Source organism: Glutamicibacter uratoxydans, from assembly GCF_050753455.1.
Lineage (GTDB): Bacteria > Actinomycetota > Actinomycetes > Actinomycetales > Micrococcaceae > Glutamicibacter > Glutamicibacter uratoxydans_A.
Genome location: NZ_CP192736.1, coordinates 3,035,591 through 3,049,345, shown reverse-complemented (window position 1 = coordinate 3,049,345; position 13,755 = coordinate 3,035,591). Strand labels below are relative to the sequence as shown.

14 protein-coding genes are annotated in these 13,755 nt (G+C 57.5%); 9 read left to right on the top strand and 5 right to left on the bottom strand.

The features are described from left to right. Positions 1 to 52: 52 nt before the first annotated feature. The 3 genes from aqpZ (at position 53) to ACQQZ8_RS14135 (ending at position 3,006) form a co-directional block, all read left to right on the top strand. The gene (aqpZ, locus tag ACQQZ8_RS14145) at positions 53 to 805 is read left to right on the top strand and encodes an aquaporin Z (protein WP_431710443.1); all 753 of its coding nucleotides are present in this window, start codon (positions 53 to 55) and stop codon (positions 803 to 805) included. 221 nt (positions 806 to 1,026) lie between these two features. Then, positions 1,027 to 1,809 carry a CPBP family intramembrane glutamic endopeptidase gene (locus tag ACQQZ8_RS14140; protein WP_431710442.1) on the top strand — a complete coding sequence of 261 codons (783 nt, stop codon included), beginning with the start codon at positions 1,027 to 1,029 and terminating at the stop codon, positions 1,807 to 1,809. Beyond that, complete coding sequence (locus ACQQZ8_RS14135) at positions 1,810 to 3,006, top strand: MFS transporter (protein WP_431710441.1); 1,197 nt, start codon at positions 1,810 to 1,812, stop codon at positions 3,004 to 3,006. It begins immediately after the preceding gene. On the opposite strand, the gene ACQQZ8_RS14130 is transcribed toward ACQQZ8_RS14135, so the two are convergent. Beyond that, the gene (locus ACQQZ8_RS14130) at positions 2,998 to 3,708 is read right to left on the bottom strand and encodes a hydrolase (RefSeq protein WP_431710440.1); all 711 of its coding nucleotides are present in this window, start codon (positions 3,706 to 3,708) and stop codon (positions 2,998 to 3,000) included. The genes ACQQZ8_RS14135 and ACQQZ8_RS14130 overlap by 9 nt on opposite strands. A 186-nt stretch (positions 3,709 to 3,894) precedes the next feature. Continuing rightward, entirely contained in the window at positions 3,895 to 5,100 is a 1,206-nt protein-coding gene (gene chrA, locus ACQQZ8_RS14125) for a chromate efflux transporter (protein ID WP_431710439.1), read from the bottom strand. A gap of 211 nt (positions 5,101 to 5,311) precedes the next feature. Between chrA and ACQQZ8_RS14120 the strand changes: the two genes are divergently transcribed. Then, positions 5,312 to 6,616 (top strand): MATE family efflux transporter, encoded by a 1,305-nt coding sequence (locus ACQQZ8_RS14120; protein ID WP_431712203.1) that lies wholly within the window; start codon positions 5,312 to 5,314, stop codon positions 6,614 to 6,616. A 41-nt stretch (positions 6,617 to 6,657) separates the two neighbouring features. Here the strand turns inward: ACQQZ8_RS14120 and ACQQZ8_RS14115 are convergent, their stop codons facing one another. Further along, the gene (locus tag ACQQZ8_RS14115) at positions 6,658 to 7,311 is read right to left on the bottom strand and encodes a GntR family transcriptional regulator (protein WP_431710438.1); all 654 of its coding nucleotides are present in this window, start codon (positions 7,309 to 7,311) and stop codon (positions 6,658 to 6,660) included. Between the two features lie 160 nt (positions 7,312 to 7,471). Here ACQQZ8_RS14115 and ACQQZ8_RS14110 point away from each other — a divergent pair, with 160 nt between their 5' ends. From ACQQZ8_RS14110 to ACQQZ8_RS14095, 4 genes are all read left to right on the top strand, one after another. Then, the gene (locus tag ACQQZ8_RS14110; RefSeq protein WP_431710437.1) at positions 7,472 to 8,797 is read left to right on the top strand and encodes an MFS transporter; all 1,326 of its coding nucleotides are present in this window, start codon (positions 7,472 to 7,474) and stop codon (positions 8,795 to 8,797) included. Positions 8,798 to 8,851: 54 nt separating this feature from the next. Then, a complete protein-coding gene (locus ACQQZ8_RS14105) occupies positions 8,852 to 10,105 on the top strand; it encodes an alpha-hydroxy acid oxidase (RefSeq protein ID WP_431710436.1) in 1,254 nt (417 codons plus the stop codon). A 163-nt stretch (positions 10,106 to 10,268) separates the two neighbouring features. After that, complete coding sequence (locus ACQQZ8_RS14100; RefSeq protein ID WP_431710435.1) at positions 10,269 to 10,844, top strand: DUF308 domain-containing protein; 576 nt, start codon at positions 10,269 to 10,271, stop codon at positions 10,842 to 10,844. Between the two features lie 39 nt (positions 10,845 to 10,883). Continuing rightward, the gene (locus tag ACQQZ8_RS14095; RefSeq protein WP_431710434.1) at positions 10,884 to 11,171 is read left to right on the top strand and encodes a hypothetical protein; all 288 of its coding nucleotides are present in this window, start codon (positions 10,884 to 10,886) and stop codon (positions 11,169 to 11,171) included. Between the two features lie 68 nt (positions 11,172 to 11,239). On the opposite strand, the gene ACQQZ8_RS14090 is transcribed toward ACQQZ8_RS14095, so the two are convergent. Next, entirely contained in the window at positions 11,240 to 11,554 is a 315-nt protein-coding gene (locus tag ACQQZ8_RS14090) for a hypothetical protein (RefSeq protein ID WP_431710433.1), read from the bottom strand. A gap of 142 nt (positions 11,555 to 11,696) precedes the next feature. Further along, entirely contained in the window at positions 11,697 to 12,242 is a 546-nt protein-coding gene (locus ACQQZ8_RS14085; RefSeq protein WP_431710432.1) for a CGNR zinc finger domain-containing protein, read from the bottom strand. Positions 12,243 to 12,389: 147 nt separating this feature from the next. Here ACQQZ8_RS14085 and ACQQZ8_RS14080 point away from each other — a divergent pair, with 147 nt between their 5' ends. Beyond that, positions 12,390 to 13,364 carry an EamA family transporter gene (locus ACQQZ8_RS14080; protein ID WP_431710431.1) on the top strand — a complete coding sequence of 325 codons (975 nt, stop codon included), beginning with the start codon at positions 12,390 to 12,392 and terminating at the stop codon, positions 13,362 to 13,364. Positions 13,365 to 13,755 lie beyond the last annotated feature (391 nt).

Genomic DNA, 13,755 nt, shown 5'->3' with positions numbered 1-13,755 from the left:
TTGACGGCCTAAGCTGACACCAGAAGGGCATTCTTGGGGAAAGGAATTTGTTATGTCTGAATCAGCGCCCTCGATGGGTAGCCGGCTTATAGCCGAATTCTTGGGGACCTTCGTTCTGGTTTTAGGCGGTTGTGGCTCGGCGATCTTCGCCGCGAAGGTTGTTGCCGATGACAGTATCAATATGGGGATCGGATTCCTTGGAGTAGCGTTGGCTTTTGGCCTGACCGTTCTGGTCATGGTCTACGCGGTTGGACATATTTCTGGCGGACATTTCAACCCTGCGGTGACTTTCGGTGCCGCGATCGCCAAGCGCATCGAATGGCGCGCAGTACCGGGGTATTGGATTACTCAGCTGATCGCGGGCTCCGTGGCTGGCGCGGTGTTGTTCGCGATCGCCAGTGGTAAAGAAGGGTTTAACGCTGTTGAATCCGGGTTTGCTTCTAACGGCTATGCAGAGCGTTCTCCGGATGGATATTCCCTGATGGCGGTGCTGATCGCTGAAGTGGTGTTGACGGCAATCTTCCTGTACGTCATTCTTGGATCCACCGACACCCGGGCGCCTAAGGGTTTCGCCGGAATATCAATCGGTCTCAGCCTGACGCTGATTCACCTTATTTCGATCCCGATTTCCAATACTTCGGTTAACCCGGCACGCTCGCTGGGTGTGGCCTGGTTTGCGGGCGGTGAAGCTTTAGGCCAAGTCTGGGTCTTTTTCCTCGCCCCGCTTCTGGGTGCGGCAATTGCCGGGGTTAGCTACGGGGCATTCTTCCCACAACATGTTCGTGAAGAAGCAGTTCGCGGTTAAGTAGTGCCGAGAACGCCACGGGGCACCAAGGGTTCTTGGCTGCGCCGTGGCGTTATCTTTTGATCGTGACGTTTAGCGGAGACTGGCTCGGGTTCCGTGTCGGTATCCGGCGCCGCTCAACCTCCGGTGGGAAGTTGCGCATCCGCCGGAATCGGTGAATCACTGTGCGATCCCGACCATGCCAGACATGATCTGCGGTGACATCTCGGTAGGCTAGGAGCATGACTCATGTCCCGCACTACCCGCCACACCCCGGGTTTCCCCGGCCGCCTCAGAGACAACGCACCTTTGAAGCCGGCGCATTTACCAAAGGCGATTATATTACCGTTGGGGCATATATAGTCTTCTTCATTTTGGGCGGGGCTGCGCTACTTACCTTAATTCCCGGTTACTTTGCGGCCTTCCCGGATGAGCAAGCGGCACTGTTCGGGATCAATATGATCCTTTACACGGTGTTCTTCGTGCTGGCCATGATCCAATGCGGGCCACAATTCTTCGAATCTTTCGCCACAATGCGTTATTTCCCCTGGCTCAAATGGCTGATGTTGCCCGGGGGATGGCTGATCACCGTGATCATTTCAGCGATAGTGAGCGCATTGGCCGGGGGTGCCGAGACAAGCGCTAACCAGCAGGCATTGGTGGACATGACCGGCTCGGTGCCGTTGCCTGTCATGTTTGTTATTACGGTGCTGTTCGGTCCCTTTGTGGAGGAATACCTATTCCGGCACCTGTTGATCGGCAAGCTCTCGCGCAAACTAAACATTTGGGTCTGTGCATTAATCTCTATCGTGCTATTTACCGGCATTCACTTTGTGAATGCCGGCGGGATTTCCTCGGTCGTTGAGTTCTTGCCGTACGTGATGCTCGGTGTGCTGATGTCGGTGGCCTACATTCTTTCTGGCAAGTCCTTGGCCTACGCCTACATGCTGCACGTGGTCAACAACGGGATCGCAGTGCTGATGCTCTACGTGTTCGCGCCGCTGCTTCCGGCCTTGGGCGGGTAGTTGAGTTTCACCGGACACGAACCACAAAGCCCCGGTTACCGCTGGATGCTCCTAGCACTCTTTGCCAGCGGGTTGGCAACATTCTCACAGCTGTACTCGGTGCAAGGGCTACTGCCACTGATCTCCAAAGACCTGCAGGTCTCAGAATCTCAGGCTGCGTTGAGCGTCTCGGCGGCCACCCTCGGGTTGGCTCTCGCCGTGATCCCCTGGGCGATTATTTCTGATCGGATCGGACGCCGGCAGGTGATCGTTGCCGCGCTAATTTGCTCGGTGGCATTCGGCTTGCTGGGAACACTGAGCCCTAATGTTGAGCTGCTGTTATTGGCCCGCTTCTTCGAAGGAGTAGCCTTGGCCGGGGTACCTGGAACCTCACTGGCCTATCTGGCAGAAGAACTCTCGCCGCGAGCTGTTGCTTTAGCCAGTGGAACCTACATCGCTGGCACCACTGTCGGAGGCTTGGCAGGGCGCTTGATTGCAGCATGGGTAGCTGAGCCAACGTCATGGCGGTGGGGAGTGGCCGCGGTGAGCATCAGTGCGGGTATCGCCACGCTGTTCTTTCTGCTCAAAGCCCCGCAATCGCAGGGGTTTAGCGCAATTACCGACCGAAGCCTGAAACCGATTCTGCGCAAGTTTGCGGCGAGCCTCTCCGGACGCAGACCCATCCTCTACCTCCAGGGATTCTTGTTGATGGGTGGCTTCGTCGCCGTATACAACTATTTGGGATTTCGGCTTGAAGCCCCGCCCTATCTGATACCCCCAGCAATCGCTGCGCTGGTTTTTGTCGCTTATCTTTCCGGAACGTACTCGTCGATGATTTCGGGAAAATTGGTGGCAAAGCTTGGACGTAAACGTTCGCTGCTGCTCGGTAACGCCGCGATGGCGGCCGGACTCTTGCTGACACTGGCGGGGAATCTTTGGGTAATCATTCTAGGCATGCTGATCTTTACCGCGGGATTCTTCGCCGCCCATGCGGTAGCTAGCGGCTGGGTTCCGGTTTTGGCCGCTGATAGTCGGGCACAAGGTGCCAGTCTCTATAACTTGGGTTACTACATTGGATCTTCACTCTTCGGATGGCTCCTAGGAATACCGTTCGTGAGCCACGGGTGGCCAGCACTCGTCCTCTGGGTACTTTGCTTACAAACGGCTGCAGCCTTGCTGGCAAGCTTGCTGCGTGATAGCGCGGGGCGGCTACGTTAGGTCATCATGGTCCCCGTCGGCCCATCCGGCGTAACGGCGGGCAGAGAACTGAACGATCTCACCGGCACGCTCGGGAACGCAAGTGGCAAAGTTGTTGTAGAGGCGCTCGAACGACAACGTCGAGAGTTGAAGGGCCATCCGCCGAACTACCCGGGCGGAGAGTGGAATCTGGTTCGGGTAACTTCGCAAGAACGTGACGTTGCCATCCGCGACCGGGAAGACCGCATCCCCGGCCAGTAAAGCACCGTGGCCGTTGGCGCCGTTCTGCCATAGGGCCAGCGTGCTTCCAGGAAAATGCCCACCGATCTGATGCAGTGAAATTCCGGGCAAGACCTCGAAAGAATCGCTCCAGTACTGTACCGGAGCGTCGGTGCGCTGCAACCAGCGAGAATCGGCCTGAGCCACGTAGCTCGGAGCATCGTCAAAGGCCGCGCTGTATTGACTTTGCACGCCGTACATGTGCGGATGACTGGCCACAATGGCACTGATTCCACCCAAGGCCTGGATCTTCGCAATCGCTTCTTGAGTGATCAGGCCGGGGATATCAAACAGCAAGTTTCCGTGCGCGGTTTGCACTAATAGGCCACTTTGCTCAATCCCTACCCGAGGTGCACGAATCGCGGTCAGATTTGGTTCGAGCTCGGTCAGCTGTACTGATTTGCCTGCCTGCTCCAGTTGAGTGCAGGTGACCCAGTGTTGCACGCCGCCGGGGATATATTGTCGTTCATCCTCACAAATTGGGCACTGCTTAGGTGGTTGTTGCGCTGGTGGGAACTCCACCGCGCAACCGGCACATTGCCATTGGGAAAGATCTTGGTTGATCACCTAGCACCTCGCTCGGTACCTACGCTACGAGTCCAAGGCGCAAAAGAAAAGGCCTGGGAGTGTTTAGAGCAACCACCCGCCGATAACCGCTGCGGCCAAGACCACCGCCCAGGCCGGAGCCTTCCACATGGTCAATGCCACGAAACAAGTTGCGGCAAGCACGAACGTCGCTGTGTTGGGGACTCCGTGTATGAACACCGGGGAGTAGAGGGCAGCTGCCAATATCCCCACCACGGCCGCGTTCACCCCGGACAGCGCCCGTCGCATGTTGGCATATCCGCGTAAGGTATCCCAAAACGGCAGGACACCGATGACTAGCAACGCGGAGGGAAGAAATATCGCGAGCAGGGCGACCAGTGAGGTGAGCGGCGGATAGCTAGCGCCGGGAGTCACCGCACCAAGGAATGCGGCAAAGGTGAACAAGGGCCCGGGAACAGCTTGGGCGGCACCGTATCCTGCCAAGAACATCTGCTCGTCAATCTTCCCGGTGGACACCAGCTCGGTTTCAAGCAGCGGTAGAACCACATGCCCGCCGCCGAAAACTAGGGAGCCCACCCGATAAAAGACATCGGTCAGCTGCCAAAGAAGCGAGGGTTGTAACGCGGCGACGATGGGCAAAATGAACAGTAACGACGCAAAGAGGGCCAGAGCGCCGATGGCTGTGCCGCGAGAATGGACGAGCTTCTTTTCCCTTCGCTGTTCGGTCGGGGTTTTCAAGCAGATGAGACCCACCACTGCTGCCGCACCCATCACCGCTAATTGCGTGAGAGCGCTCGGGATTAGCAATACCACCGCCAGAGTTAGCACAGCAATGCTCGCGCGGACGGCATCCGGGGTCAGGACCCGGGCCATCCCCAAGACAGCGTGCGCGACAACCGCTACGGCGGCCGCCTTCAAACCGATGAGCCATCCCTGACCGAAGCTTTCACTCAGCCACGGAGCGCCCAGCGCGAAACCGAAAAGCAACAGGGCCGAAGGCAGGGTAAAACCCGCCCACGCCGCTAGCAGTCCCAAAAGACCGGCCCGCTGCAAGCCTAAAGCCATGCCCACTTGGCTGGATGCCGGTCCGGGAAGCAGCTGACATAAGGAAACCAAGTCTGCGTAAGCATGCTCGCTGAGCCATTTGCGTCGTTGCACGAAAGCTTCACGGAAATAGCTCAGGTGGGCTATTGGGCCTCCAAAGGAGGTGAGTCCCAGACGCAAAAAGACTGTGAAGACTTCCCAGACCGAGCCCGGATGGCGCAACGGCGTTGTGGGTTCACTGTTCATGCCGTGCAGTCTAGACGAGCCGCAGGTGACGAAAGTAAACACACCCTAAACGCCCGGTGCCGGTCCAACTTCACATTCTTGGAATCATTTCATGATGAACCCCGGAGGTCGGCAGGACTTAAGTGCCCAGGCGAATAGGGGATTCGGCCGCAGGCTTCGTAGAGTAGGAGCCGTGAAGCAGCAAACCACTCCCTCCGGTTCCAACCGGTCCATGGCTCGGCAAATTCTTGCGCTGGCCATTCCGGCGTTGGGTGCCCTCATTGCCGAACCGCTATTCCTACTCGCTGATACCGCCATCATTGGCCACTTGGGAGTATCTGAACTCGCCGGTGCGGGTCTGGGCATCACTGTGATTCAAACAGCGGTGGGTCTGATGATCTTCTTGGCTTATGCCACCACCCCGGCGGTCGCTCGGGCCATTGGAGCCGGTCAGTTCGGCAGAGCCATGGCGGCTGGACGAGATGGTATGTGGTTTGCCTTGGTACTTGGAGGAGTGCTGAGCCTGATTGGCTTCTTCACCGCGGCCCCACTTGCGCGTGTCATGGGTGCTGAAGGCCAAACCTTAGGTTTTGCGGTGGATTACATTATGTATTCATTGCCCGGGTTGACCGCTATGCTGCTGGTGTTCGCCGCTACCGGCGTGCTTCGCGGAATGCAGGACACTAAAACTCCATTGGTGGTAGCCGGTGCCGGGTTTGGGCTGAATATCATCCTCAACTTCACTTTCGTTTATGGGTTCGGCTGGTCCGTGGCGGGTGCCGCCCTGGGCACGTCGATCTCGCAGTGGATGATGGCCATTGTCTATTTCTGGCTCATTATTCCGCGGATCCGCCAAGCAGGGCTATCCTTGGCGCCCACGTGGGCGGGCTTCAAAGCTACCGGGCAGATTGGCTCCTGGCTGATGCTGCGCAACGCCACCATGCGCATTGCGCTGTTAGCCACCGTCGTGGTGGCAACGCAAGCTGGAGAGGTCACCCTAGCGGCCCACCAGCTGGTCTTTACGCTCTTCTCGTTCCTAGCTTTCGCGCTGGACGCCCTAGCCATCGCGGCTCAAGCGCTAATCGGTAAGGAGTTAGGAGCAGGCGATGCTGCGAAAGCCAAAGAGCTGACCGTGTTGATGACCCGCTGGGGGATCTATTTTGGGATCCTCACCGGAGTGTTTATCTTTGCACTGTCGTGGATTGTTCCGGTATTGCTCAGTTCGGATTCCTCTGTGCATGCGCTGGCCACCCCGGGGCTCTGGATACTGGCGATGTCACAACCGATCTGTGGTGTGGTCTTCGTGCTCGACGGAGTGTTGATGGGTGCCGGAGACGCCCGCTACCTCGGGTTGGCTGGGCTGCTGAACTTGGCGGCTTACTTGCCGATGCTTTGGCTTGTGCAAGTGCTGACTCATGATCCGCTCAGCGCCATGGTGTGGCTCTGGGTATCCTTTGCATTGGGCTATATGTTGGCACGCTTGCTGACCTTGGGGTTACGGGCGCGCACCGATTCGTGGATGCGGTTGGGTGTGTAGCAGCTGCTCCGCGGCGTCGATGGTAGCCAGAACTTTCCGTGCTATTCCCAGAGTCCACCGGACTCGGTGTGCTGACCGAGCATGGCCGCACGGATGGACTTCAGATGCTCGGCCATGGCCAGTTGCGCCTCGTCACTGTCACCGCGCTCCATGGCGCCTAGAATTCGCCGATGTTCGGTGATTTCTTGAGAATTCGACATGTACTGTTGCATGCCGGGTAACACGTAGTGCGCTCGCGCGGTATCGGCCAAGCATTTGTCTAAGGTGCTGGTGATCCGAGAATTCCCTCCGGCTTTGGCAAGGAGCTCATGAAAGCGCTGTGCCGCATGCATCGAGCCGATAGGATCGCTCGCGGCTAGCCGCTCCTGCTGATCAAGATGGCCACGCAGTGTATCGAGTAGCTCCGCGTCAGCGGTGCGGGTCGCAGCCGCCGTGGCAAAAGGTTCCAACAGCATTCGTAAATCTAGGGTTTCATAGACATCGTTGTAGGTGACCGCGCGAACGAGGTAGCCCTTCTTCGGCAGAATTTGCAGCAGACCCTCGCTGGTGAGCTGGCGGAGGGATTCGCGGATCGGAGTCTTGGAAACATCGAACTCTTCGGCCAAGCGTGGTTCGACTACGACCGTCCCCGGCGCCAACTGGCCGCTGAGCACTCGCCGCCGTAACTCATCGGTCAACCGTTCGGTCAATGACATGGTCACGTTTTCCTAATCCCGTCACCCCGGTGGCCTTGGCGCGTAATCTTTGCGACAAACTCTTTGTTCCCGGTTGAGAAAAACTCTAGTCTGTACTGAAATATATTTCAGGTATCTTACATTCGATGTGGGTGCCGAGCCAAGCCCCAAGGGAGTGACTATGGCGCAGCAGGATGCGATCCTGACTCACCAACAGACGCAGTACCAAACCAAGCAACGGCACCGGGCGATCTTCGCCTCAGTGCTGGGTACCGCTATCGAATGGTACGACTATGCGCTCTATGGTGCGGCCGCGTCCGTGGTGATTGGGCCGCTGTTCTTTGGTGCCGCTGGATCCTCGGGAGAAGCCTTAGCCGCATTTGCCACCTTTGCTGTGGGCTTTATTGCCCGACCCTTTGGCGGAGTGATTATCGGGCATCTTGGTGATAAGTTTGGCCGCCGTCCGGCCATGCTGCTGGCCATTATTCTGATGGGTATTGCCACCGTGGGGATTGGGCTACTGCCTACTGCAGAAACCTGGGGTGTCTGGGCCGTCGGGTTATTAGTTCTGTTCCGTTTGATTCAGGGCTTTGGTGCCGGTGCCGAGCTCACCGGTGCCATGACCTTGGTGGCTGAGTACGTAGAGCCGCGCAAACGCGGCTGGTACACCTCGTTGGTGCTAGCCACCCCACCGTTGGGTATCGCTTTAGCAACTGTCAGCTTTTTTGCGGTCTCAAACCTTGGTGATGAAGCGTTGTTGGGCTGGGCATGGCGTGTTCCGTTCCTGATCTCTGCGGTGCTCTTCGTATTGGCTCTGTATATCCGCAACCGCTTAGAAGAGACTCCGGAATATGCTCAAGCGATGGAGAAGGCGCAGGACACGGGTAAAGCGAACAAGCTGCCCCTGACCAAGATGTTCGCCGGGCACTGGCGGGAAGTGGTGCTGGGGTTCTTGGCCATCACCGGCCATAACGCCATGAACTACATTCTGGCCGTCTTCTCCATCAGCCTGATGGTCGGATCCGGAATGGACCGCACCGATGCGTTGCTTGCCGTGACCGCAGGTTCGCTGGTTTCGGTGGTTCTCACCCCCGCCGGTGGGTGGCTGGCCGACCGATTCGGTGCCGGGCGTACCCTTGCCGCCGGGAATATCAGCGGACTGATCTTGGCCTACCCGATCTTCATGCTGCTCAGTAGCGGGGAATTCTTGCTCGGCATGCTGGCCATCGCTCTCGGGTACGCCCTGGTGATCCCGTGTACCAGTGGGGCGCAGGGTGCTTTCCTGACCGAGCTCTTCCCGGTATCGGTGCGTTTTACCGGCATTGCCACCGCCCGCGAACTCAATGGTGCTTTGGTCGCTGGCATGTCGCCGCTGATCGCCGCAGCGTTGCTGGAGGCCGGCGGGGGAGCGATTACTCTGCCTGCCGGGTATCTGGCACTGTGCTGTCTGAGCTCGGCCGTGGCGATCTTCTTCGGACTGCGTTCCACTCGGCAGCGCTACCGCTAACTAGCACACCAAAAAACCAATGAATTTCCCTGACGATCTGCTAAGGAATAACCCATGACGAACCTTAATCGACAGTTTCCTGATTTAGGTGAGCTTGCGAGCCTGATGAAGTTTTCGCTTCCCACTCTCAAGCGCCGTGAAGCCCGGTTGGCTAAGGCCGCAGACCTGTGGGATTTGCGCGCCATTGCCAAGCGCCGCACACCTACCGCCGCCTTTGACTACGTGGATGGGGCCGCCGGGCGGGAAATCACCGCGGACAGGGCACGTGAAGTGTTTGATTCGGTAGAGCTTTTGCCACGCATCCTGCATGGCACCGCACACTCGGATCTCTCCACCACTATCGCCGGGCAACGCAGCACGCTACCTTTCGGCATCGCGCCGACCGGCTTTACACGCTTCATGCACTCCGAAGGTGAGATCGGTGGCGTGCGAGCCGCGGCCAAGGCGGGGATCCCCTTTAGCCTCTCCACCATGGGAACCCGCTCCGTTGAAGAAGTCGCTCAGGCAGCACCAGCGGGACGTCGGTGGTTTCAGCTTTACCTGTGGAAGGATCGCGAGAAGTCCCGTGTGCTGGTCGAACGAGCCGCGGCTGCGGGCTATGACACTTTGTTGGTGACCGTGGATACTCCGGTAGCCGGTCAACGCCTCCGCGACGTGCGTAATGGGATGAAAATCCCGCCTGAACTAACTCTGAAGACTGTTTTGGATGCTTCCTACCGGCCCGAGTGGTGGTGGAATTTCCTGACCACCGATTCGCTAAAATTTGCCTCGCTGTCTAACACTTCTTCCGATCTTCCCTCGATCATTAACTCGATGTTCGACTCTTCGCTGGACTTCGATGATTTGCGTTGGATCCGTGACCTGTGGCCGGGCAAGCTCTTCGTCAAGGGCGTGCTCACCGCTGAGGACGCCCGGCAATCGGTGGCCGCTGGAGCCGATGGGCTGGTGGTATCCAACCATGGAGGCCGGCAGTTGGATCGCGCCCCCATTGCTTTTGAGGCGTTGCGCGAAGTACGTGCCGAAGTTGGGCCGCAGATGGAGATCATCCTGGACTCGGGCATTATGTCGGGAGCCGACATCGTGGCTTCACTGTGTGCCGGGGCAAACTTTGTGTTGATTGGTCGGGCATACCTCTACGGGTTGATGGCCGGTGGGCAACAGGGTGTTGAGCGGGCGATTGAGTTGCTGGCCAAGGAAATCGAAGTAAATATGCAACTTATGGGCGCCGGAACGATCAATGACCTGACTAGTGATTTGATTCGACTGCGCGGAACGACGGCCAGCACGGGACAACCTTTGAAGTCTTGAGGCGTTGAACGCAATCGGCGGACAAGAGCTTTAGGAGAATTCGCGGCTGCCAGCTCAAAAGACAACCAGCTGCTGCATGGAGTAAACCACATTGGTGCTGTGCTTCGTCTCACCAATGTGGTATTAAGATGCCCAGAAATTCTATTACGCGTAGAATAGATCTGTGCCTGCGCCTAAAACATCTGTTACCCAAGCCCAAGAAGTTTACCGTCCAGTCCTGCTACGCGGATTGACCGCACTTGGCTATGCTGCGATTTCCATTTTTTGGTTTGGCGCAGATCAGAAAGTTCTGTCCTACTCGACCGCTGGTCTTCTAGTGCTGACCGGCGTCTTTATGTGGCAGTACGCTTCCGTGAATAGTGCCCCGGTCAAGGCCCGCGGACTGTATGCCTTCGGGGCCGGAATTATGCTCATGGCGGGCATCACCATGCTCTTTGCTTCCACCCCGGCGATGGTGGCCTATCTCGCCGCGGCTGGTTTGATTGCTGCTGGCATTGCGGAGATCGCGATTTTCGTGAAGTATCGCGCCGTTTTCCCGCCCTACCGCAATCAGCTGATTAGCGGTGCCGTGGCGGTCCTGGTGGGTGCAGCGCTGCTCTTCGCCGGTGGAATGGATATCCACGGAGTACTGGGACTGATCGGTGGTAGCGCCATCGTCTTTGCTGTTTTTGAACTGATCGCGGCCTTCGGGCACCGGCATGACTCGCGGAAAAAAGAAGTCACCGCGGAGAACGACTAGACTTGTTTGAAACACGAGGAAATAGAAATGGAGATCCTGGTGTCTAAGAAATCACCGAAGAAGCAACCTTGGAGTCAGTCAATTAAGGCTCCGTTGATCTTCTCCTTTGTTTTGGGAGCGGTTGCGGCGTTTGTGGGCATGATCAGCGGCACCGGTGGATCGCAGAACGACCTGCGCCTCGATATCGGACTGGTTTGCTTTGGTGTGGCGTTTATTGTCAGCCTGCTGGTGATCTCGGTGCTGACCATGGCTTCCAAGGAAAACGATCCAAGCCTCGGAAGCGGCTCCGGCGTGAACCGTTCGTCTGATAACCCCGATCAAGACTAAAGAAACTATGAAAAAAGCCGCTATGGATAGCGGCTTTTTTTCATGCCCAGATTCTTTGTTAGGGATGGTTACTGGTGCTGGTGGGTTTCTCCAGCCTGACCCCATTCAGTGAGAAAATCCTGCGGGCTGAGTTCGGCCAAGTCTCTCCGTACCAATTCGATCAGGCGTTCAGCTTCCTCCAAATTTGAGGTGCGCATGCTCAAAATTTTTGAGTCATCGGTTCGGGAATACACGACGACTTGGGTTCCTGAAGGTTCGAATTCGGCATCACCGATCACCGCCGAAGCAATCGCTGCGGTCCAGCGGGCAGCCGCTTTCAGTGGCGAATCCTCCGTGCGCTCCAAGCGTGCTTCATAATCGTCGGATGCTTGATGCTGGGTCATGACGCGTCCCTTCCTAGAAGCTCTGGCCTCGCGGGGATCGCCGCTTAGGCAAAGTTTGAGGCAGACATAAGTCTGTCTGTTCTCTCATCCTAGGGGCAAGGTGCGTCGAGGGCGAGAAACTCGGCTGCGCCCAGTGACTGATTTATGAATTCCCGGATTTACGTGCTCGATAGGCACGTACGTGTTCCCGGTTGGCGCAGTTGCCGGTATCGCAGTACATTTTTGAGCGGTTGCGCGACAGGTCAACCAGTGCAGCCCGGCAGTCACTTGATGCACAGATGCGTAGCCGCTCTAGCCCCTTGGAGCGGATGACTTCGGCGATGGCCATTGCTGCTTCAACCGCCATTCGGTCATAGAGTGGCGCGCTTTGCGTGGTTGCATGTAGGTGATAATCCCAGCCATCATGCTTGATCAGCTGCGGAAGTGCTTGCGCGTTGCGAAGAATCGCGTTGACCCGGCGCACCGCCGTATCTTCCTCGGCGATCCAAATATCATGCAGCTGTGCCCGCAACTGCCGGACGGAGCGCAATTCGGCGAGGTTCCGTGCACGGGCTCCGGTGAATCGTTCGGTATCCAAGTAATAGTCCAAATCGGCCACCGTTTCGAGACGATCGACAAGTCCCGCATTGGTGTTCAGCAGGTTTACCACGCTGCGCAGCGAAGCCTCGGTGTCAGGGGCAAAGATCAATGTGACTCCTTAGCGTCGTGCTGGTTGACGAATCTTCGGGCAGGATCGTATTGTCATGATCATACAGTCAATGACTCCTGACCGACAGCCGTATGTCAATGCAAAGACAGCTACTCGGATTCTGGGGCAGTTCCGAAAGTGACCGATATGTCTCAGAAACCCGCCGCCGTGCCCGTTGCCGGCTCTTCCAGAAATACTGGGCGCAACACCGGTCGGTTCACAGGTGTATGGATTGCGTTGCTGTCCTCGGCAGTGTTCGGGCTCTCCGGGTCCTTTGCTAAGGGTTTGATGGAAGCGGGGTGGTCACCTGCGGCGGCCGTGACATTGCGTATGGCCGGTGCCGCACTCGTGCTCATGGTTCCGGCAGTGATCGCTATGCGAGGGCGTTGGGTGCTCTTGCGGACCAACTGGATTCCGATCCTACTTTTCGGCCTCTTCGGGGTTGCCGCCTGCCAGCTGTTCTATTTCCTCGCGGTGCAACGCTTGGATGTCGGGGTGGCCTTGATGCTCGAATACTTGGCGCCGGTGTTGATTGTGTTGGTGCTGTGGGCGCGCCATCAGCGTCGTCCGCGCATTCCCACGATCTTTGGAACCTTACTGGCACTGATGGGGCTAATGGCTGTGCTGGATCTGACCGGAACCACTTCAATCGACCCCATTGGCGTCCTGTGGGGCTTGGGTGCTGCGGTGGGATTGACCGTCTACTTCTTCGTCAGCGCGCGTGTGGACGGTGCTTTGCCCCCGATCATGCTGTCCGCCGGTGGCCTGACTGTGGGTGCGGCCATGATGGCGGTGATTGGTGCCTTGGAAATCCTGCCCATGGATATGACGTTCACCGAAGTAAATCTTGCCGGTATGCAAACACAATGGTGGGTGGCTCTGGGCGGAATGATTCTGCTGTCTACTGTGATCGCCTATGTTACTGGCATTATGGCTGCCCGAGCCCTGGGCTCAAAGGTCGCCAGCTTTATCTCGCTGACCGAGGTGCTTTTCGCCGTGTTGTGGGCTTGGTTGCTCTTGGGTGAACTGCCAGGGCTGATTCAACTCTTGGGTGGGATGATGATCGTCGGCGGCGTGGTACTCGTTCGACTGGACGAGCTACGTCGGCCCGTCAAGGCTTAGGTCAGACGAAGTCGCTCATAGCGCATAGCGATTCCTACATTTTACTCAAGGTGCACGGTTGCGGAAATGGGGAGCCAGTGACTGTGCGCAGGCCGCGAAGATTCTCCGCACAGCTCATAAGCCGTGTTCTAGCCGCGTGGTTGTTGTAGATACCGATGTTGGGTTTGAGGCATGCGCGTCAGGTGGGTTCAAAGACTGAGTACTCTCCCCAGCACGACAGCAGCGGCATACGGCGCTTTCACTGCACGGTTTGCTAGCCTAAGGCGCAAGGAGCAGCAGTTCACTGCCGGAGATGGCGACTGGGTCTATTTGCCTGCACCACCGGATACTGAAAGCTACACCGACCTAGGAGAGTTCACCGTACACGGTGAGCATTTCCGAGTGCGTCGTC